The following is a 20,727-nucleotide window of genomic DNA, read 5'->3' on the forward strand; positions in this document are numbered from 1 at the left end:
ACGGCCCAATCCTTAGCGGTTTGCTCAACTATCGGCGCAAATTCTGTTAAAATGCCGCTTTCCTTCCTTTACACACCGCACCGACAGGCAGAATTTATGGCTCTTTTGCAGATTTCAGAACCGGGTATGTCCGCCGCCCCGCACCGGCACCGTTTGGCGGCAGGCATCGATTTGGGTACGACCAACAGCTTGGTTGCCACCGTCCGCAGCGGCAGTGCCACCTGTCTGCCCGATGCCGAAGGGCGCGTTACCCTGCCTTCCGTCGTCCGCTATCTGGAAAACGGCGGCATTGAAGTCGGCAAAACCGCCCTGTCCGCCCAAAAATCCGATCCGCTGAACACCGTCAGCTCCGCCAAACGCCTTATCGGGCGGACGCTTGCCGATCTGCATCAAAATACGCATTACCTGCCTTACCGTTTCGGTGACAATCAACGCGTTATCGAACTGCATACGCGGCAGGGGGTGAAAACGCCTGTCGAAGTGTCGGCGGAAATCCTCAAAACCCTCAAGGCGCGTGCCGAAGAAACCTTGGGCGGCGATTTGGTCGGCGTGGTGATTACCGTCCCCGCCTATTTCGACGATGCCCAACGCCAGGCCACCAAAGATGCCGCGCGTCTGGCGGGTTTGAACGTATTGCGCCTGCTCAACGAACCCACCGCCGCCGCAATCGCCTACGGACTGGACAACGCCTCGGAAGGCACGTTTGTCGTGTACGACTTGGGCGGCGGTACATTCGACGTATCCGTATTGCAACTGACCAAAGGCCTGTTTGAAGTCAAAGCCACCGGCGGTAACAGCGCGTTGGGCGGCGACGATTTCGACCACCGGCTGTTCTGCCGCCTGCTCGAACAAAACGGACTCTCCCAACTTAACGAACAAGACAGCCAACTCCTGCTTTCCCTTGTTCGCGCCGCCAAAGAACAATTGACCACGCAAACCGAAGCGCGCATTCAGGCGACGCTTTCAGACGGCATTGCAATCGACACAAGCATCAGTCGCGCCGAGTTCCACAACCTGACGCAGCATTTGGTGATGAAAACACTCGAGCCGGTCAAGCAGGCGTTGAAAGATGCCGGTGTCGGTAAAAACGAAGTCAAAGGCGTGATTATGGTCGGCGGTTCGACCCGTATGCTGCACGTCCAACAAGCGGTTGCCACTTTCTTTGGTCAAACCCCGCTGAACAACCTCAACCCCGACGAAGTGGTCGCGCTCGGCGCAGCCATACAGGCGAACGTCCTCGCAGGCAACAAAGCCGACGGCGAATGGCTGCTGTTGGACGTTACGCCCTTGTCGCTCGGTTTGGAAACCTATGGCGGCCTTGCCGAAAAAATCATCCCGCGCAATTCCACCATCCCCACCGCGCGCGCGCAGGACTTTACCACCTTCAAAGACGGTCAGACCGCGATGACGATACACGTCGTACAAGGCGAGCGTGAACTGGTTGCCGACTGCCGCAGCCTTGCCAAATTTACCCTGCGCGGCATTCCGCCTATGACGGCGGGTGCGGCGCGTATCCGCGTAACCTTCCAAATCGATGCGGACGGGCTGCTGTCCGTTTCCGCCCAAGAACAAAGCACCGGCGTACAGGCGCAAATCGAAGTCAAACCTTCCTACGGCTTGGACGACGACACCATCACCCAAATGCTCAAAGACAGCATGAGCAACGCCGCCGAAGACATGGCGGCACGCGCCCGCGCCGAAGCCGTGGTCGAAGCCGAAAGCCTGACCGATGCCGTCAACGCCGCCCTCGAGTTGGACAGCGATTTGCTGGAAGCCGAAGAATTGCAACAGATTCGGCAAGGCATCGCCGATTTGCAAGGCCGTCTGAAAGACGGAAAAGCCGAAGACATCCGTGCCGCCGCCGCTAAACTCGGCAGCATTACCGACAACTTCGCCGCCAAACGCATGAACCGCAACATCCAACGTGCGCTGACTGGGCAAAGCGTTGATAATATTTGACGGCAAATGGTTTCAGACGGCATTGGATAAAGAGGCCGTCTGAAAAAATATCATCTCACAGAAATAAAAATAAAGAGCAACAATAAAGAGCAACAATGGAAAAAGCAGGCATTGTCTACCTGATGAAAACTGTCATCAAAGGTGTATATAAAATCGGCATTTCGGACGTAAGCAATTTTGAAGGCAGAATGCGCCATTTGGAAAACAACGGCTCGCGGCGAAATCATGTTCCCGAAAAACGAAACGGCGGAATCGGAATTTGAAAAAAGCGTTCACGAACGCAGGCAGGAAGGGAATGTCGGATCCGGTCGCAAACAACTGCTTGATTTGGTACGGCGCGGACACCGAGAATACCCTTACGCGCTGCCCCGGCTTTTGGCGGGCGCGGCATCCTACAAGCCGAGAAAATCGAAAATCCGCCTTTTTAAAGAAGCATATTCCCGCAAAAGCGGCACGAGGCTGACCGACGAAATTGCAGACGGCATCCATATTTACACCTGTTTTTCGCGGGCGGATTTGGAAAAAGCCTATTCCGAATATTTGGAATTTTTCAAATCCGAATCGGATGCCGAAGGCAGAAAACCACGCTAAGGTGCAAACAGATACCGTACACGTTGAGGAGCAGTATGATGGGCGATTCCGTCATTTATTATGTAGAACAGGCAGACGAACCGGTAAACCGTGCCGGCGAACGCGCCCGTAAAACATTCAAATACTTTTGGCGCGAGCTTTTTTGGGAACGCCGACGCATTATTCCCGCCCTGGATTTTGCCATGGTCAAAGTCCCTTTTTTCCAAGACGGCGAAGACGGCGAAATTTGCGAACATATGTGGATCGACGATATTTATTTTGACGGTCTTTACATTTACGGTGTGCTGAACAACGAACCCGGCGGACTGACCAATGTCGAACAAGGCGAAAGCGTTTGCGTTTCGATTGACGACATCAGCGACTGGATGTTCGTGTGCAACGGCATCCCCTACGGCGGTTTTACCGTACAGGCAATGCGCGGGCAGATGACGGAAGAGGAGCGTGCAGAACACGATGCCGCATGGGGAATCGATTTCGGCGATCCCGGGCAGGTATTGCTGGTGTATGAAGAAAAAGAACATCCTGAAAATCTGGAAGAGCATCCGATGTGCCGGAACTGTATTGACGATTTTCGGCAACAGTTGTCCCAAAATCCGGATTTTCTGCATGAGCAGGACGAAGACGGCTATACGCCGCTTCATCATGAAGCCATCGCAGGAAATGCACTTATGGTTCAAGCCATGCTTGAATACGGCGCAAATCCTGCCTCAAAGACATCGGAAGGCTATACCGCCCTCGATTTTGCCCGCCTGACGGGCTGGCAAAATGTTGCCGACCTGCTCGAACCGCGACATTAGGCAGACAATTTTCCGAAAAACGAACGCAACCACTTTTTACAGAAAGACAATAAAAATGCCCAAAATCACCGTACTTCCACACACGACATTATGCCCCGAAGGCGCGGTTATCGAAGACGCGCCCGAAGGTAAAACCGTCCTCGACGTACTGCTCGACCACGACATCGAAGTCGATCACGCCTGCGAAAAATCCTGCGCCTGCACCACCTGCCATGTCATCATCCGCAAAGGTTTCGACAGTTTGGAAGAGCCGACCGAATTGGAAGAAGACCTGCTCGATCAGGCTTGGGGTTTGGAAGCCGATTCGCGCCTGAGTTGTCAGGCGGTTGTCGCCGGCGAGGATTTGATTGTGGAAATCCCCAAATACACCATCAACCACGCGCGCGAAGAACACTGAAAACAGGCCGTCTGAAGCCGGCGCGCTTCAGACGGCATTGTTGCGCGGATAAGGCGCAATCGCCCGAAAACAGGCGTTTGTACAGGTGGAAATTTCGATTCTATATTGATTTTTATCGGTTTTCTGACGGAATGATCCAGTGCGGCATCCGAGACGGATTGCTCGGACGCGATGCACAGGTATTTATCGGTTTTGCAGCCGGAAAAACCGCCGGCGGGTTACTTTCAGGGCGGCGGTCGGGCGGTATGCCGGATAACGTTCCACTTTCGCTTCTATATTGATTTTAATCGGTTTCCTGCCGGAACGGCCTGATGCGGCATCCGGGGTGGCTTGTGTTTCTTCCTGCCCGCCTGCTGGATTTTCCTGTCCTTGCGCGAAACCGAAAGAGACGGCGGCGCAGCGGACAAGCTCGAGATAGCGTCCTTCAAGCTCCGGGCAGGCGGCGGACACGCTTTCTGCCGTAACCGTGAAACCGCCGCCCGACCCGGCAAGGCGTTCCGCAATCTGCGTGTAGATGAGCCAACGTTGGGCGCGCAACATTGCCGCATCGCAACCGGCAGCCGCTTTATCCAAGGCAATCAGACCGCGCCTGCTCCGGTAGTGAAGGCAAACCGTTACTCTGGAGAGGATATGCTGCCCGTCCAATATTTGATACAGTTTGCGTATCAGCAAAATCAGGCGGTCAAACTCCCCCATCTCCGACAGGGGGTCGGGATGGTCGGAAGCGGTATAAACCAGTTTGGACAATTTTGCGGCAAACATATTGTTCATCAATCTTCCTTGTCGGTTGAAGCCCCGCTCTTCAGGGCGGTAGAATCAGATTTGTTTGGGAGGGGCAGCTCCTCCCAGATTGGGACGACACATAGGCTGGTGCTTGATGTGTTGTCCGGCGAGTTGAAACATTCAGCCATCCTCAAAAGGCGGCAGTTTTGCCGAAACATATTCTACACGGCTTCAATGCCGGACGATAAAAGGAAATTTATATGAAATGGACCGATACCCGGCGCATCGCCGAAGAACTCTACGACCTGCACGGCGAAACCATCGATCCCAAAACCGTGCGCTTTACCCAACTGCGCGACCTGATTATGGCATTGCCCGAATTTGACGACGATCCCGCCCGTTGCGGCGAGCGCATCCTCGAGGCTGTGCAGCAGGCATGGATAGACGAGGCGGAATAAGTTTCGGGAATGCCGTCTGAAATACGGCGGTACGCGGTTCGTGCTTCTGTTTGCAGCGGGAATGGTTTTACCAGTCTCCTTTTTTCAGCCTGTCCAGTTGGCGGCGGTCGCGCTTGGTCGGTCTGCCGTCGGGATAGGCGGAAGTGATGCGGCTGAATTGGTCGAGCTGTTTGCGCTCTTCCCTCAATGTTGCCGTTTTCGTGTCTTCTTCATACAGAAGCCGCGCCTCGGATGCCGGGCGACGTTGGTGGTTCAAACCTTTAACCTTGATTTTATAGGGAAGGGAATTAAGCGTCAGGTCGATAATATCGCCGATGTCTATGGTTTTACTGTTTTTGACCTTCGAGCCGTTTACTTGAACCCTACCCAGTTCGATGTGCTTTTGCGCAAGGGAACGGGTCTTGAAAAAACGTGCCGCCCAAAGCCATTTGTCCAGCCGCATGGCGGAAGAATCGTGCTTGTCTTTCATACGATTTTGTTTGAAATAATTGAATTTGTTTCGAGTTTAGCATAAGATACGCCGCCTTATAACTAGTATATATGCACTAATCCACTGTTTTCCATGCTGTCCGAACACAAAAAGAGGGTATGGAAAAGCCGTTTTGGACAATAAATTAACTGCGGAATATGCACAAATAGCGTATGATAGCGGCAGAATCTGTTGATGAGAGCTTCATTCTATGAAACCTGTTTTTTTGGATTTTGAACAACCCATAGCCGAACTGACCAACAAAATCGATGAGCTGCGTTTCGTCCAAGACGAGTCTGCCGTCGATATTTCGGACGAAATACACCGTTTGCAGAAAAAAAGCAACGACCTGACCAAATCGATTTTCAGCAAACTTACGCCCGCCCAGGTTTCACAGGTTTCCCGGCATCCGCAGCGTCCCTATACTTTGGATTACATTGAGGCACTGTTTACCGATTTTGAAGAGCTGCACGGCGACCGCCATTTTGCCGACGATCATGCGATTGTCGGCGGATTGGCACGTTTCAACGGACAAAGCGTGATGGTCGTCGGGCATCAGAAAGGGCGCGACACCAAAGAAAAAATCCGCCGCAACTTCGGTATGCCGCGCCCCGAGGGCTACCGCAAAGCCCTGCGCCTGATGAAAACGGCTGAGAAATTCGGCTTGCCCGTCATGACCTTTATCGATACACCGGGCGCGTATCCCGGCATCGGCGCGGAAGAACGCGGGCAGTCGGAAGCCATCGGCAAAAACCTGTACGAACTGACACGCCTGCGCGTTCCCGTTTTGTGTACCGTCATCGGCGAAGGCGGTTCGGGCGGTGCGTTGGCGGTCGCCGTGGGCGATTACGTCAATATGCTGCAATATTCGACCTATTCCGTTATTTCCCCCGAAGGCTGCGCGTCTATTTTGTGGAAAACGGCGGAAAAGGCGGCGGATGCGGCTCAGGCTTTGGGCATTACTGCCGACCGCCTGCAAAAGCTGGACTTGGTCGATACCGTCATCAAAGAACCATTGGGCGGCGCGCATCGGGATTTCGGGCAAACCATGAAAAACGTAAAAGCCGTTTTGGAAAAACAACTGCACGAAGCGCAAAGCATCCCGCTTGCCGATTTGCTTTCGCGCCGTTTCGACCGCATTATGGCTTACGGCAAATTTTCGGAACAATAATTCAGGTAGAACAAGCAGCAAGCAGTTTGTCTGAAACTGCTTGCTTTTTCTTTATCGGGGCGCGGCGTGCTGACTTTAGATGCGTTTGAGCAATGCTTGAAGGATTGTTTCCCTCAAGGTCTGAATGGAAAAAAAACAGCAGTGGCATTAAGCGGCGGCTTGGATTCCGTCGTTTTGCTGCATCTGCTTGTCCGCGCCGGAAAAAAAGGCGGCTTTATTCCCAAGACCGTGCATATCCATCACGGCTTGAGTCCCCGTGCCGACGCTTGGGCGGATTTCTGCCAAAACTATTGCGATATGCTCGGGGTGGAGCTGGAAACGGTTAAGGTCTGCGTGGAAAAAAACGGTTTGGGTATCGAGGCGGCGGCGCGGCAAAAGCGTTATGCCGCGTTTGCCGAAAAAGGCTTTGACGTTTTGGCGTTGGCGCACCACAGGGACGATCAAATCGAAACCTTTATGCTGGCGGTCGCTCGCGGCGGCGGTTTGCGCGCTTTGGCGGCTATGCCCGCCGTCCGCCCTTTTGGGGAAAACGGCATCATCTGGCGGCCCTTGCTGCCTTTTTCGCGCCAAGACATATGGGATTATGCCCAAAAACACGGTTTGCCGAATATCGAGGACGAAAGCAATAGCGATACGGCTTATTTGCGAAACCGCTTCCGGCACCGTATTTTGCCCGAACTTTCGGCGCAGATTCCCCATTTCGGGCGGCATGTGCTGAACAATGTCCGCGCTTTGCAGGAGGATTTGGCTTTGTTGGACGAAATCATCAGTCAGGACTGCCGTTGGGTCTGTGAGGAAGGCAGTTTTGATACGGTGCGTTGGCAAACCTTTTCCCTGCGACGGAAAACCCATATTTTGCGGCATTTTCTAAAGGAAAACGGCATCCCCGTGCCGAATCAGAACGCACTTGCCGACATTGCCCGGGTTTTGACGGAAGCAAAAACCGGACGTTGGAGCTTGCAAGGCTTCGAATTGCATCATTATGCAGGCAGGCTGTTTGTGTTCCAATTGAAAAAAATGGATAAACTACTGTTTTTGAAAGACAGGCAAATAAGCGGAAATTTAAGGGAAATATTGACGGGGCAGGGATTTGTTTTAAAACGTCATCCGTTTGGACTTCCTGAGCATCTTTTGGAGCAGGACGGAATCTTGCGGGCGGTTGCGGCATCGGACAGGCTGGCTGTCGGCGGTATCCATAAGGATGTGAAAAAAATCCTTCAGGAAAAGCGGGTTTTGCCCGCCCTGCGCCCAATCTGGCCGTTCGTTGCCGACAGCGGAAACCGTCCATTGGCGTTGGCAAACTGTTGTGCGGATTTCCAATATTCGGTTTCAGACGGCATTTTGCCCGTCCATCCTGACTTTCCCATTTTATTTTGATAATATCGCAAACAGATTTCGGCAGCGTTCAGTCGGGTATTGTCCGGTTGCATATTTCTAAAAGGCTTGTGAAGTGAAACACATCAGTTCGACCAATAATGAACACATCCGGCACCTGCACCGCCTGTTGTCGCAAGGAAAGTTCAGACGGCAATACACCCAAACCGTTTTGGAGGGCGTGCACCTGCTTCAGGTTTTCCTGCAATCCGGCGGGATACCGCTCGGGGTATATATTCCCAAGGGCAAAATGCCGTCTGAAGAAGTCCGCAGGCTGAGGGCGGTTGTGCCGGAAGACAGGGTTTTTTCCGTTTCAGACGGCATATTAAAAAAAATCAGCAGCTTGACTTGTGCGGATGATGTGCTTGCGCTGATTGATATTCCGGATGCGGGTGCTTTGCCGGCCGGCGGCGACTGCGTGGTTTTGGACGGCGTGCAAGACCCGGGCAATGTCGGCACGGTGTTGCGGAGCGCGGCGGCGGCGGGAATCGGCGCGGTCGTTTTGGGCAAAGGTTGTGCGGACGCGTGGTCGCCCAAAGTGCTGCGAGCCGGAATGGGCGCGCATTTCTTGTCGGAGATTTATCCGCAGGCGGATTTGGAAATATGGTTGGCGCGTTATGAAGACCGTGTGTTTGCCACCGCCTTGCGTGAGGAAAAACAGGCGGTTCTGTATAACGAAGATTTGCGCGAACCGACAGCCTGGGTGTTCGGCAACGAAGGCGCGGGTGTCGGCAAAGCGGTTTTGGACAGGGCGGACAAGTGCGTCAGGATACCGATGCACGATGCAACCGAGTCTTTAAATGTCGCGATGGCGGCGACAATCTGCCTGTTCGAGCAGATGCGGCAGCGGGCGGCGTATTGAGGAAAAGAAATGCCGTCTGAAAAAATCTATTACGGCGTATTGATTTTCTTATGTATCGCTTCTATGCTGCTGTCGCCGTTTTTTTATGGCGGCGTTTTGAAGCCGAGAAGGGCTGTGCCGCATAAGGCGGGACAGTGGAAACTCATCTTATTGTCTAATGCCGTGGCGGCGGCGGTTTTGGCTTGGATGTGGTGGAAATGGTTTTGAAGGAGTCTTGATATGAGAACATCTAAAATGATTGCAGGGCTGATGCTGGCTGTGGCGGTTCAGACGGCATCTGCGGCAGTGTATGAATGCCGTCAAAACGGTAAGGTCAGTTACAGCCAAACTCCAGGAAAACATTGTACCAACGCGGGTTTGGGGCGAGATCGTGTGTACAGTTCGGTCAGGCCTGCCGTGAAAGACAGGGCGGAAGACGCAGGGGCTGACGATCATTTGGATTCGGTGAGGAACGAAGCCGCCCAAAATCCGAAAGGAAATGCACAGAAAGACGGTTCGGCTGCCGGCATCAAGCCGCACTGATTGAAGCCGAATCAGCCCTTGCGCTGTCGGACGGCAAAATTTGAACGATTGGGGAACTTTGATGAAACACATCCATATTATCGGTATCGGCGGCACGTTTATGGGCGGGATTGCCGCCATTGCCAAAGAAGCGGGGTTTGAAGTCAGCGGTTGCGACGCGAAGATGTATCCGCCGATGAGCACCCAGCTTGAAGCCTTGGGCATAGGCGTACACGAAGGCTTCGATGCGGCGCAGTTGGAGGAATTTCAAGCCGACGTTTACGTTATCGGCAATGTCGCCAGGCGCGGGATGGATGTGGTCGAGGCGATTTTGAACAAAGGGCTGCCTTATATTTCCGGCCCGCAATGGCTGGCTGAAAACGTGTTGCACCGGCACTGGGTGCTCGGCGTGGCGGGGACGCACGGCAAAACAACCACCGCGTCTATGCTCGCCTGGGTCTTGGAATATGCCGGACTCGCGCCGGGCTTTCTCATTGGCGGCGTACCGGAAAACTTCAGCGTTTCCGCCCGCCTGCCGCAAACGCCGCGTCAAGACCCGAACAGCAAATCGCCGTTTTTCGTCATCGAAGCCGACGAATACGACACCGCCTTTTTCGACAAACGCTCCAAATTCGTGCATTACCGCCCGCGTACCGCCGTGTTGAACAATCTGGAATTCGACCACGCCGACATCTTTGCCGACTTGGGCGCGATACAGACCCAGTTTCACCACCTCGTGCGCACCGTGCCGTCTGAAGGCTTAATCGTCTGCAACGGACAGCAGCAAAGCCTGCAAGACACTTTGGACAAAGGCTGCTGGACGCCGGTGGAAAAATTTGGCACCGAACACGGCTGGCAGGTCGGCGAAGTCAATGCCGATGGCTCGTTCGACGTGTTGCTTGACGGCAAAAAAGCCGGACACGTCGCATGGGATTTGATGGGTGGACACAACCGCATGAACGCTCTTGCCGTCATCGCCGCCGCGCGTCATGCCGGAGTCGACATTCAGACGGCCTGCGAAGCCTTGGGCGCGTTTAAAAACGTCAAACGCCGCATGGAAATCAAAGGCACGGCAAACGGCATCACTGTTTACGACGACTTCGCCCACCATCCGACCGCCATCGAAACCACCATCGAAGGCCTGCGTCAGCGCGTCGGAAACGCCCGCATCCTCGCCGTCCTCGAACCGCGTTCCAACACCATGAAACTCGGCACCATGAAAGCCGCCCTGCCCGCAAGCCTCAAAGATGCCGACCAAGTGTTCTGCTACGCCGGCGGCGTGGACTGGGACGTCGCCGAAGCCCTCGCGCCTTTGGGCGGCAGGCTGCACGTCGGCAAGGATTTCGATGCCTTCGTTGCCGAAATCGTGAAAAACGCCGAAGCAGGCGACCATATTTTGGTGATGAGCAATGGCGGTTTCGGCGGAATACACACCAAACTGCTGGACGCTTTGAGATAGCCCGGGCGATGCCGTCTGAAAGCCCTTCAGACGGCATCGCCCGGCTGCGCGGCACAAAGGCGGAAAAACCGTTTGCCCCGTATTTTCAAACGCGTTACACTTGCCGCCGCTGTTTTCAGCCATTTGATTACCCGCAACCGCTGTCATTGCGCCGGCGGTTTGCCTGTCAGCGTCATTGCGCCGCTGTAAATACGAAAGAACACATTATGACCGTATCCCCCGTCGCCTTGCGCCGTAAGACCGAGTGCAAGCCTCATCCCACCGCGCGCTATTGGAAAAAATGCGATGTCGAGGCACTTTTCGGACTGCCGTTTTTAGAACTTGTCTATCAGGCGGCAGAAGTCCACCGCCAAAATTTCAACCCGCGCGAAATCCAACTTTCCACGCTGTTGTCCATCAAAACCGGCGGCTGTCCCGAAGATTGCGCCTACTGTCCGCAATCGGCGCACCATAACACCAATCTGGGCAAAGAGCAGATGATGGATGTGGATGAAATCGTCGAAAAAGCCAAAATCGCCAAATCGCGCGGCGCAAGCCGGTTTTGTATGGGCGCGGCGTGGCGCGGCCCCAAGCCTAAAGACGTGGAGACGGTTTCCGCAATCATCAAAGCCGTCAAGGGCTTGGGTATGGAAACCTGCGGTACCTTCGGTATGCTCGAAGAAGGTATGGCGGAAGACTTTAAAGAGGCGGGCTTGGACTATTACAACCACAACCTCGATACCGACCCCGACCGCTACAACGACATCATCCACACCCGCCAACACGAAGACCGAATGGACACCTTGGGCAAAGTCCGCAACGCCGGTTTGAAAGTCTGCTGCGGCGGCATCGTCGGGATGAACGAAACCCGCGCCGAACGCGCCGGACTGATTGCCAGCCTCGCCAACCTCGACCCGCAGCCCGAAAGCGTGCCGATTAATCAGTTGGTTAAAGTGGAAGGCACGCCGCTTGCCGATGCCGAAGATTTGGACTGGACGGAATTTGTCCGCACCATCGCCGTGGCGCGGATTACGATGCCGCAAAGCTACGTCCGGCTGTCGGCAGGGCGCAGCAATATGTCGGAAGCAATGCAGGCGATGTGCTTTATGGCGGGCGCGAATTCGATTTTTTACGGCGACAAGCTGCTGACCACGGGCAATCCGGATGAAGACGGCGACAGAATCCTGATGGAAAAGCTCAACCTGTATCCCTTGCAGTTCGAGCCGGAAGGCGGCGCGGACGGGGCGGAAAAAGCCTCGGGGATTAAAGTGGATTATTGACGATTGCAAAAATGCCGTCTGAAACGCGGATGCCGTCTGAAACCCGAAAAAAGGCTTTCAGACGGCATTTCCAATATTTCTTTACCGGCGCGTGATGCTGCCGTCGGGCGAGACATCCAGTCCGTTCCCGTTGGGGAAGTCGCTGCGGTTCAGATAAATAATCTGCCCGATAACGGTTTTCTCAGGGTCGATTTTGGGAATTTTATCGCCGACTTGAGTGACGGGGATAATGTTGCCGGAAACGAACCGCCCCTGTTTGTCGGTGATAATTTTGAAAATGGGGGCGATGCCGCTGATGCCGGAGGTGTTGATTGCGCCGTAGGTGGCAAAGTTGCCGCCGCTGTAAGAGATGAAGCGGTCGCGGTAAAGTTCGACGGCGCGTGTAACGTGCGGCCCCTGACCGAATACGACATCCGCGCCGGAGTCGACGGCCAGCCGTGCAAACTCGACGACGTTGCCCCTGTTTTCCCCATAGAAGATTTCGGTATCGAACGGCAGATGTTCCGCCTGTTTCCCTTCCGCGCCGCCGTGGAACATCACAATGACGATGTCGGCTTTTTGTTTGGTTTTCCGAATCAGTTTTCTAACTTTGGCATAGTCGTTCAGTTTGACGGCAGCAAGGTTGGGGGCGAAGGAGACGAAGCCGTATCTTACGCCGTTTTTCTTCAGGATGGCGGTTTCAAACCTGTTTTCGATACCCGAATATTTGATGTTCAATTCGTCAAGGTTGCCTGCCGTTGCCGTGATGCCTTGCGCGCCGAAGTCGTTGCTGTGGTTGTTGGCGAGGTTGAGGTAGTCGAATCCCGCGTCGGCAAGGTATTGCCCGTATGCGGAGGGCGTTCGGAATGCATAGCATATTTTGGGGTTTGCACATTTTTTCGGCGTACCGCCTTCGTCAAACAGCGTACCTTCGAGGTTACCAACAGTAATGTCCGCGTCTTGCAAGACGGATTCGACGTTTTTCAGAATATTGGTATCGGGCAGGTAATCGACCGGATAATTGCTACCGAGCATAATGTCGCCGACCCCGATGATGGAAACGGTATCGGCTGCCTTTCCGTCAGGCGTATCCTGTCCGTCCGCGTCGCCGCTGTTTGAAACGGGCGCGGGGTTTGAACCGTCAATCGGCAGCACGGGGGATTCCGTTCCGGCAGGATGCGCCGAGGGCTTTACCCTGGCGGTTTGCGGCGTGGAAACGGCATAAGGGGCGGGCGGCGGCTCTTTCACATACTCGAGCGCGGTAAAGCCGCTTCCGATAACGAGGGCCAAAATTGCGGAAAATACCGCCATCGCCCAGATAAATTTGTCCATCATCAGACCTTTACTGTTCAGACGGCATTTGCCGCACGTTTTGGGGCTTATCTTTCGATTTGCGATACGTCGCGCACCGCACCTTTGTCGGCGGAAGTCGCCATCGCGCCGTAAGCCCTTAATGCGGCGGAGACGTAGCGGTCGCGGTTTTCCGGCTTCCACGCTTTGCTGCCGCGCGCTTCCATTTCGGCACGGCGTGCGGCAAGCTCTTCATCGGAAATGGCAAGGCGGATGCTGCGGTTGGGGATGTCGATTTCGATGGTGTCGCCTTCATGTACCAAACCGATTGCGCCGCCTTCCGCCGCTTCGGGCGAGGCGTGTCCGATGGACAAACCTGATGTGCCGCCGGAGAAGCGTCCGTCCGTCAACAAGGCGCAGGCTTTGCCCAAGCCTTTGGATTTCAGGTAGGAAGTCGGGTACAGCATTTCCTGCATACCGGGGCCGCCTTTCGGGCCTTCGTAGCGGATGATGACAATGTCGCCGGCGACGATTTGGTTGCCCAAAATGCCTTCGACAGCGGCTTCTTGGCTTTCAAACACGCGGGCGCGGCCGGTGAATTTGAGGATGCTCTCGTCCACACCTGCGGTTTTCACCACGCAGCCGCGTTCGGCGATGTTGCCGAAGAGTACCGCCAAACCGCCGTCTTGCGAGTAGGCGTGTTCGACGTTGCGGATGCAGCCCTTTTCGCGGTCGAGGTCGAGGGTTTTCCACATGCGGTTTTGCGAGAACGCTTGGGTGGTGCGCACGCCGCCGGGTGCGGCTTTGAAGCGTTCGATGGCGTGGGTGTTTTCTGGATTGGTCACGTCCCATTTTTCAATCGCGTCTTTCAGCGTCGGCGCGTGGATGGTGTACACGTCGGTGTGCAGTTTGCCCGCTTTGCCCAGTTCTTTCAGGATGGCGAAGATGCCGCCGGCGCGGTGCACATCTTCCATGTAGTAGTCGTGGTTGTTGGGTGCGGTTTTGCAGATGCAGGGCACGACGCGGCTCAGGCGGTCGATGTCGGCCATTTTGAAATCCACGCCCGCTTCGTTGGCGACGGCGAGTAAATGCAGGATGGTGTTGGTGGAGCCGCCCATGGCGATGTCCATGGTCATGGCGTTTTCAAACGCTTTTTTGGTGGCGATGCTGCGCGGCAGCACGGTTTCGTCGTCTTGCTCGTAATAGCGTTTGGTGATTTCGACAATCATGCGGCCGGCTTCGAGGAACAATTCTTTGCGGCCGGCGTGGGTGGCAAGGTAGGAGCCGTTGCCGGGCAGGGACAGGCCGAGCGCTTCGGTCAGGCAGTTCATGGAGTTGGCGGTGAACATGCCGGAGCAGGAGCCGCAGGTCGGGCAGGCGTTTTGTTCGACTTCTTCGACTTGCTGGTTGCTGACATTGTCGTCCGCCGATTCAATCATGGCGTCAATCAAGTCCAAGCGGCGTTCGGGTTGGATGTTGGCCACGCCGATGACCTTGCCCGCTTCCATCGGGCCGCCGGAAACGAAGATGGTCGGAATATTCAGGCGCATGGCGGCAATCAGCATTCCGGGGGTGATTTTGTCGCAGTTGGAAATGCACACCAGCGCGTCGGCGCAGTGGGCGTTGACCATATATTCGATGGAGTCGGCAATCAAATCGCGGCTGGGCAGGGAGTAGAGCATACCGCTGTGTCCCATGGCGATGCCGTCGTCGATAGCGATGGTGTTGAATTCTTTGGCGATTGCGCCTGCTTTTTCGATTTCGCGGGCGACCAGTTGGCCCATGTTGTGCAGGTGGACATGGCCGGGCACGAATTGGGTGAAGGAGTTGGCAACGGCGATGATCGGCTTGCCGAAGTCGGTTTCCATCACGCCGGTGGCGCGCCACAATGCGCGTGCGCCCGCCATATTGCGGCCGTGAGTGGAGGTTTTGGAGCGGTATTCTGGCATAGTGTGTTTCCTTGTTTTCATGCCGTCTGAAAAGCGAAGGGTTTCGACGGTATTTTGTACTGTGTTAGAGAGCTGGAAAAAAAGAAGGTATTTTATACCAAGTATCGGTATTGTGTGGAAGTTGCGGAATGGTGGGATATTCTGTGCAACGGTATTTTTGAAGCGGCAATGTTCGGAATGCCGTCTGAAAGGCAGAAAAGGGCTTCAGACGGCATTGATATCGGGTTCAGGACAGGAGCAGGATGGCGGCTGCGGCAAGCGCGGCAACCGATAATGCGGCGGCAAGCGCGGCTTTGCCTGCAAAGCGGATTGAGGTTTTGCCTTCGATGTATTTGAAGCCGGTTATCATAGGAAGGATGAGGTTTTTCTTTTTGAATATCCGGTATGCGGCGACGGCGGCAATATGAATGGCGGAAAAAACGGCGAGCAGCTTGAAAAAGTTGAGGTGGATTTTCCGCATAAGGCTGCCTGTATGTTCGGAAACCAAATGGTTGAGGTAGCCGTTGGTGCTGAAGGTGTTTTCATCGGCGGCAAAAAGCCCGGTGCCGACTTGGAAGGACACGGCGGCCAAAAGCGCAACGACCATCAGTGCGCCCAAGGGGTTGTGTCCGGGTTGGAGGTGTTCGGGAATGCCGTTTTTCAGATAGCCGCGTATGCCTGCCCAGCCTTGGATGAAATGGGAAAAACGGGCGGTATCGCTGCCCCAAATGCCCCAGCAGATGCGGAATATGAGCAGGAAAAGGACGAGCAGCCCGACGCGCGTGTGCCATTGCAGCATATCGCCGCCGGCTTTCGCGCTATACCACATAAAGGGCAGGGACGCGGCAAGCAGCCAGTGGAAAAGACGGGTGGGGAAGTCCCAGACTTTGGTTTTGTTTTTCATAATCGGTTTCCGGCGGTAAAATCAGTTTCTTCAAGCCTTATTTTAACCGATTGGAGGGATAATGTTTCCCGTTTTCCGCATTTCAGGCGAAAGCCGCCGCCGTATGCTTCAGACGGCATTGCGTTTTCCCCATGTTTTCAAAGCCCGTGCGGAAGATTCGCACAAAGGGACTTTCGGCACGCTCGCCGTAGTCGGCGGCGCGGTCGGCATGAGCGGCGCGCCCGTATTGGCGGCATCGGCGGCAATGTATCTCGGCTGCGGCAAAGTGTGGGCGGGTTTCAATCAGGAAACGGTGCCTTTCACCGTCATTGCCGGTTTTCCCGAAATTATGTTGGACACGGCAGACGGTTTGACCAAACGTCAAGATATAAACGCCTGGGTTGTCGGTTGCGGATTGGGTACAGGTAGGGCGGCGGTCGGAACGCTTGCCGGAATTTTGGCGGAACACCCGGATAAGCCCGTGCTTTTGGATGCGGATGCATTGAATATATTATCAATCAATGCTGAAATCCGAAGCATGGCGCGCGGATGTAAAAACCTGATTTTAACGCCACACCCCGCCGAAGCCGCACGCCTGCTTGGAACGACGGTTGCACAGGTTCAGGCGGATCGGACGGCGGCAGTGAGGAAGATAGGGGCAATTTTCGGCGCAACCGTGGTTTTAAAGGGGCACAAAACACTGGTTGCCGCACCCGATACGGAAATCTATGTCAACGAAAGCGGCAACGCGGGATTGGCAACGGCGGGCAGTGGCGACGTATTAGGCGGCATCATCGGCAGTCTGCTCGCACAGGGCGTGCCGGTTTTTGAAGCCGCCTGCGCGGGCGCGTGGCTGCACGGCGCGGCGGCGGATGTCATAAAAGAATCGGCAGGTATTGCGGCAGGACTGTTGGCGGGCGAAATCGCCCCGGCGGCAAGGTGGTTGCGCAACTGGATAACTGAACTGGATAACTGAAAGTATAGTGGATTAACAAAAATCAGGACAAGGCGACGAAGCCGCAGACAGTACAAGTAGTACGGCAAGGCGAGGCAACGCCGTACTGGTTTAAATTTAATCCACTATATGTAAGAAGATGCCGTCTGAAAGGCAAGGGCTTCAGACGGCATCTTCATTTCCCAAATACTGTCCGGTAAAGAGTGGTATAATGTGCAGTTATCTCTTACAGTTTTTGAAAAACATTAATTATGAAACAAATCCGCAACATCGCCATAATCGCCCACGTCGACCACGGCAAAACCACATTGGTCGACCAACTGCTGCGCCAATCCGGCACATTCCGCGCCAACCAGCAGGTTGACGAGCGCGTGATGGACAGCAACGACCTTGAAAAAGAACGCGGCATCACCATCCTCGCCAAAAACACCGCCATCGATTACGAAGGCTACCACATCAATATCGTCGACACGCCGGGACACGCCGACTTCGGCGGCGAAGTGGAGCGCGTTTTGGGGATGGTGGACTGCGTCGTCTTGTTGGTGGACGCACAGGAAGGTCCGATGCCGCAAACCCGTTTCGTGACCAAAAAAGCCTTGGCTTTGGGGCTGAAACCGATTGTCGTTATCAATAAAATCGACAAACCGTCCGCCCGCCCGAGCTGGGTCATCGACCAAACTTTCGAACTCTTCGACAACTTGGGCGCGACCGACGAGCAGTTGGATTTCCCGATTGTTTACGCTTCAGGGTTGAGCGGTTTCGCCAAATTGGAAGAAACCGATGAGAGCAACGACATGCGTCCGCTGTTCGACACCATCCTAAAATACACGCCCGCACCGAGCGGCAGCGCGGACGAGCCTCTGCAACTGCAAATTTCCCAACTCGACTACGACAACTACACCGGCCGCCTCGGTATCGGTCGTATCTTGAACGGACGCATCAAACCCGGTCAAACCGTTGCCGTGATGAACCACGAGCAGCAAATCGCCCAAGGCCGCATCAACCAGCTTTTGGGTTTCAAAGGCTTGGAACGCGTGCCGCTTGAAGAAGCTGAAGCCGGCGACATCGTGATTATTTCCGGTATTGAAGACATTGGTATCGGCGTGACCATTACCGACAAAGACAACCCCAAAGGCTTGCCGATGTTGAGCGTGGACGAACCGACGCTGACGATGGACTTTATGGTTAACACCAGCCCGTTGGCGGGCACGGAAGGCAAATTCGTAACCAGCCGCCAAATCCGCGACCGCCTGCAAAAAGAATTGCTGACCAACGTCGCCCTGCGCGTGGAAGATACCGCTGATGCCGACGTGTTCCGCGTGTCCGGGCGCGGTGAGCTGCACCTGACCATTTTGTTGGAAAATATGCGCCGCGAAGGTTACGAACTCGCCGTAGGCAAACCGCGTGTCGTGTACCGCGACATCGACGGTCAAAAATGCGAACCTTATGAAAACCTGACCGTGGACGTACCCGACGACAACCAAGGCGCGGTAATGGAAGAACTCGGCCGCCGCCGTGGCGAACTGACCAATATGGAAAGCGACGGCAACGGACGCACCCGCCTCGAATACCATATACCCGCTCGCGGCTTGATCGGTTTCCAAGGCGAATTTATGACCTTGACGCGCGGTGTCGGGCTGATGAGCCACGTGTTCGACGATTACGCGCCCGTCAAACCCGATATGCCCGGCCGTCACAACGGCGTACTGGTGTCCCAAGAGCAGGGCGAGGCGGTCGCTTACGCCTTGTGGAATCTGGAAGACCGCGGCCGTATGTTTGTATCACCCAACGACAAAATCTACGAAGGTATGATTATCGGCATCCACAGTCGCGACAACGATTTGGTGGTCAATCCGCTCAAAGGTAAAAAACTCACCAACATCCGCGCCAGCGGCACTGACGAAGCCGTGCGCCTGACCACGCCGATCAAGCTGACGCTGGAAGGCGCGGTCGAGTTTATCGACGATGACGAACTCGTTGAAATTACGCCGCAATCCATCCGCCTGCGCAAGCGTTACCTGAGCGAATTGGAACGCCGCCGCCACTTTAAAAAGCTGGATTGATGTTTACTGGATTAATGTTTAAATGATACGCGATGCCGTCTGAAAAATTTCAGACGGCATTTTATTGGCCGGTATCGGGAAACGGGTTGTCCGATAGGTCATATATTTTCTTAAATAAAATCATTGTATGAACAATAAAAAAGTTTGTACCGGGTTATCTGCGGACAGGTGATGCCCGTACTTTCGGTCTCGGAACGGTTGCTGTTTCGGGAAATCCGCATTTTTAATTTTACGGGGCAATCCGTCAAAATCCGGCGGGCTTGTTTTTCCGGACAATTTTTCAAATACCGAACCTGATCTTGCTTGGGGCATCAACATCCTTGCACGGTTTGTCAAAAAATCTGCCATACAAAGAATATTGTTTACAATATTGCCCAAAAATCTGAACCTGCAAATGCGAAATAAGGTAGAATACGCCCCGTTATTTTACCGTCCAATCCCCATTTACCAAGGAAAAATGATGAATACTTCATTGAGTTACCGTGATGCGGGCGTCGATATCGACGCAGGCGACCAACTGGTCGAAAACATCAAACCGTTTGCCAAACGCACGATGCGCCCGGAAGTATTGGGGGATTTGGGCGGTTTTGGCGCGTTGGTCGAAATCGGCAAGAAATATAAAAACCCCGTATTGGTCAGCGGTACGGACGGCGTGGGTACCAAACTCAAACTTGCCTTCGATTGGGACAAACACGATACGGTGGGCATCGACCTTGTTGCAATGAGTGTCAACGATATTTTGGTTCAAGGTGCAGAGCCCTTGTTTTTCTTGGATTATTTTGCCTGCGGCAAATTGGATGTTCCGCGCGCGACCGATGTCATCAAAGGCATTGCCCAAGGTTGCGAAGAATCCGGCTGCGCCCTGATTGGCGGGGAAACTGCCGAAATGCCGAGTATGTATCCCGTTGGTGAATACGATTTGGCGGGTTTTGCCGTCGGCGTGGTGGAAAAAGAGAATGTCATTACCGGCCGCAGCATCGGCGCGGGCGATGTGGTATTGGGTTTGGCTTCCAACGGCGCACATTCAAACGGCTATTCCCTTATCCGTAAAATCATCGAACGCGACAATCCCGATCTGGATGCCGAGTTTGATAATGGCAAAACCTTGCGTGAGGCCGTTATTGCGCCGACACGTCTGTATGTGAAACCGATTCTTGCCGCTTTGGAAAAATTTACCATTAAAGGTATGGCGCACATTACCGGCGGCGGCATTACCGAAAACGTGCCGCGCGTGTTGCCTGAAAACACGGTTGCCCAAATTGATGCCGAATCGTGGGAATTACCCAAGCTCTTCCAATGGCTTCAAAAGGCGGGCAATGTGGAAACCCAAGAAATGTACCGAACCTTCAACTGCGGCATCGGTATGGTCGTCATCGTTGCTGCCGAAGATGCCGATGCGGTTCAGTCATTCCTGAGCGGGCAGGGCGAGACAGTTTACCGTTTGGGTTGCATCCGAGAGCGTCAAGGGAACGAGCATCAAACCCAAGTTGCCTGACTTCCAAGCATCAAATGCCGTCTGAAAGCCAATGCCGTCTGAACCTGTTTCAGACGGCATTTTCATTATGCTAGCATTTTTTTGCTTGCCATATTCGGGGGGGGGGGGGGAAAC

General features: G+C 54.4%; 20 protein-coding genes and 1 pseudogene. 15 read left to right on the forward strand and 6 right to left on the reverse strand.

Annotated features, from left to right (window positions below):
* The first annotated feature begins 96 nt into the window (after positions 1–96).
* From hscA to fdx, 4 genes and pseudogenes are all read left to right on the forward strand, one after another.
* Complete coding sequence (gene hscA / locus RDY34_RS07685) at positions 97–1,959, forward strand: Fe-S protein assembly chaperone HscA (protein WP_308074720.1); 1,863 nt, start codon at positions 97–99, stop codon at positions 1,957–1,959.
* Positions 1,960–2,054: 95 nt separating this feature from the next.
* Positions 2,055–2,550: pseudogene (locus tag RDY34_RS07690) on the forward strand (GIY-YIG nuclease family protein).
* Between the two features lie 35 nt (positions 2,551–2,585).
* Entirely contained in the window at positions 2,586–3,347 is a 762-nt protein-coding gene (locus RDY34_RS07695; RefSeq protein WP_003751924.1) for a DUF2314 domain-containing protein, read from the forward strand.
* 55 nt (positions 3,348–3,402) lie between these two features.
* Entirely contained in the window at positions 3,403–3,744 is a 342-nt protein-coding gene (fdx, locus tag RDY34_RS07700; protein WP_002219289.1) for an ISC system 2Fe-2S type ferredoxin, read from the forward strand.
* A 183-nt stretch (positions 3,745–3,927) separates the two neighbouring features.
* Here the strand turns inward: fdx and RDY34_RS07705 are convergent, their stop codons facing one another.
* Positions 3,928–4,515, reverse strand: coding sequence for a hypothetical protein (locus tag RDY34_RS07705; protein ID WP_003751922.1), 588 nt, complete (start codon positions 4,513–4,515; stop codon positions 3,928–3,930).
* 212 nt (positions 4,516–4,727) lie between these two features.
* Between RDY34_RS07705 and iscX the strand changes: the two genes are divergently transcribed.
* Positions 4,728–4,925: a Fe-S cluster assembly protein IscX gene (iscX, locus tag RDY34_RS07710; RefSeq protein ID WP_002248850.1), complete on the forward strand. Its 198-nt coding sequence runs from the start codon at positions 4,728–4,730 to the stop codon at positions 4,923–4,925.
* 67 nt (positions 4,926–4,992) lie between these two features.
* Here the strand turns inward: iscX and RDY34_RS07715 are convergent, their stop codons facing one another.
* On the reverse strand, positions 4,993–5,394 hold the full coding sequence (locus RDY34_RS07715) for an RNA-binding S4 domain-containing protein (protein WP_002219287.1): 402 nt from the start codon (positions 5,392–5,394) through the stop codon (positions 4,993–4,995).
* A 211-nt stretch (positions 5,395–5,605) separates the two neighbouring features.
* On the opposite strand from RDY34_RS07715, the gene RDY34_RS07720 reads away from it, so the two are divergent.
* From RDY34_RS07720 to bioB, 7 genes are all read left to right on the forward strand, one after another.
* Positions 5,606–6,565 carry an acetyl-CoA carboxylase carboxyltransferase subunit alpha gene (locus RDY34_RS07720; RefSeq protein WP_002217206.1) on the forward strand — a complete coding sequence of 320 codons (960 nt, stop codon included), beginning with the start codon at positions 5,606–5,608 and terminating at the stop codon, positions 6,563–6,565.
* A 66-nt stretch (positions 6,566–6,631) separates the two neighbouring features.
* Complete coding sequence (gene tilS / locus RDY34_RS07725; RefSeq protein WP_308074708.1) at positions 6,632–7,942, forward strand: tRNA lysidine(34) synthetase TilS; 1,311 nt, start codon at positions 6,632–6,634, stop codon at positions 7,940–7,942.
* Between the two features lie 73 nt (positions 7,943–8,015).
* On the forward strand, positions 8,016–8,801 hold the full coding sequence (locus RDY34_RS07730; protein ID WP_304670814.1) for a TrmH family RNA methyltransferase: 786 nt from the start codon (positions 8,016–8,018) through the stop codon (positions 8,799–8,801).
* A 9-nt stretch (positions 8,802–8,810) separates the two neighbouring features.
* Entirely contained in the window at positions 8,811–9,008 is a 198-nt protein-coding gene (locus RDY34_RS07735; protein WP_025458387.1) for a hypothetical protein, read from the forward strand.
* A 12-nt stretch (positions 9,009–9,020) separates the two neighbouring features.
* Positions 9,021–9,323 (forward strand): DUF4124 domain-containing protein, encoded by a 303-nt coding sequence (locus RDY34_RS07740; protein WP_304670816.1) that lies wholly within the window; start codon positions 9,021–9,023, stop codon positions 9,321–9,323.
* A 61-nt stretch (positions 9,324–9,384) separates the two neighbouring features.
* Positions 9,385–10,761: a UDP-N-acetylmuramate:L-alanyl-gamma-D-glutamyl-meso-diaminopimelate ligase gene (mpl, locus tag RDY34_RS07745; RefSeq protein ID WP_003751910.1), complete on the forward strand. Its 1,377-nt coding sequence runs from the start codon at positions 9,385–9,387 to the stop codon at positions 10,759–10,761.
* Positions 10,762–10,967: 206 nt separating this feature from the next.
* The gene (gene bioB, locus RDY34_RS07750; RefSeq protein ID WP_003751908.1) at positions 10,968–12,020 is read left to right on the forward strand and encodes a biotin synthase BioB; all 1,053 of its coding nucleotides are present in this window, start codon (positions 10,968–10,970) and stop codon (positions 12,018–12,020) included.
* An 81-nt stretch (positions 12,021–12,101) separates the two neighbouring features.
* On the opposite strand, the gene RDY34_RS07755 is transcribed toward bioB, so the two are convergent.
* The 4 genes from RDY34_RS07755 to RDY34_RS07770 form a co-directional block, all read right to left on the reverse strand.
* Positions 12,102–13,331 carry a CapA family protein gene (locus RDY34_RS07755; RefSeq protein WP_042742384.1) on the reverse strand — a complete coding sequence of 410 codons (1,230 nt, stop codon included), beginning with the start codon at positions 13,329–13,331 and terminating at the stop codon, positions 12,102–12,104.
* A 47-nt stretch (positions 13,332–13,378) separates the two neighbouring features.
* Positions 13,379–15,238, reverse strand: a complete 1,860-nt coding sequence (gene ilvD, locus RDY34_RS07760) for a dihydroxy-acid dehydratase (protein WP_308074707.1) — start codon at positions 15,236–15,238, stop codon at positions 13,379–13,381.
* Positions 15,239–15,330: 92 nt separating this feature from the next.
* Entirely contained in the window at positions 15,331–15,453 is a 123-nt protein-coding gene (locus RDY34_RS07765; RefSeq protein ID WP_283255173.1) for a hypothetical protein, read from the reverse strand.
* Between the two features lie 11 nt (positions 15,454–15,464).
* Positions 15,465–16,121, reverse strand: coding sequence for a cytochrome b/b6 domain-containing protein (locus RDY34_RS07770; protein WP_308073721.1), 657 nt, complete (start codon positions 16,119–16,121; stop codon positions 15,465–15,467).
* A gap of 61 nt (positions 16,122–16,182) precedes the next feature.
* Between RDY34_RS07770 and RDY34_RS07775 the strand changes: the two genes are divergently transcribed.
* The 3 genes from RDY34_RS07775 (at position 16,183) to purM (ending at position 20,613) form a co-directional block, all read left to right on the forward strand.
* Positions 16,183–17,076, forward strand: a complete 894-nt coding sequence (locus RDY34_RS07775) for an NAD(P)H-hydrate dehydratase (protein ID WP_308073722.1) — start codon at positions 16,183–16,185, stop codon at positions 17,074–17,076.
* A 230-nt stretch (positions 17,077–17,306) separates the two neighbouring features.
* Positions 17,307–19,118 (forward strand): translational GTPase TypA, encoded by a 1,812-nt coding sequence (typA, locus tag RDY34_RS07785; protein ID WP_003751895.1) that lies wholly within the window; start codon positions 17,307–17,309, stop codon positions 19,116–19,118.
* Between the two features lie 460 nt (positions 19,119–19,578).
* A complete protein-coding gene (purM, locus tag RDY34_RS07790) occupies positions 19,579–20,613 on the forward strand; it encodes a phosphoribosylformylglycinamidine cyclo-ligase (protein ID WP_308074718.1) in 1,035 nt (344 codons plus the stop codon).
* Positions 20,614–20,727 lie beyond the last annotated feature (114 nt).

This window comes from Neisseria polysaccharea (assembly GCF_963392925.1).
Classification (GTDB): Bacteria; Pseudomonadota; Gammaproteobacteria; order Burkholderiales; family Neisseriaceae; genus Neisseria; species Neisseria polysaccharea.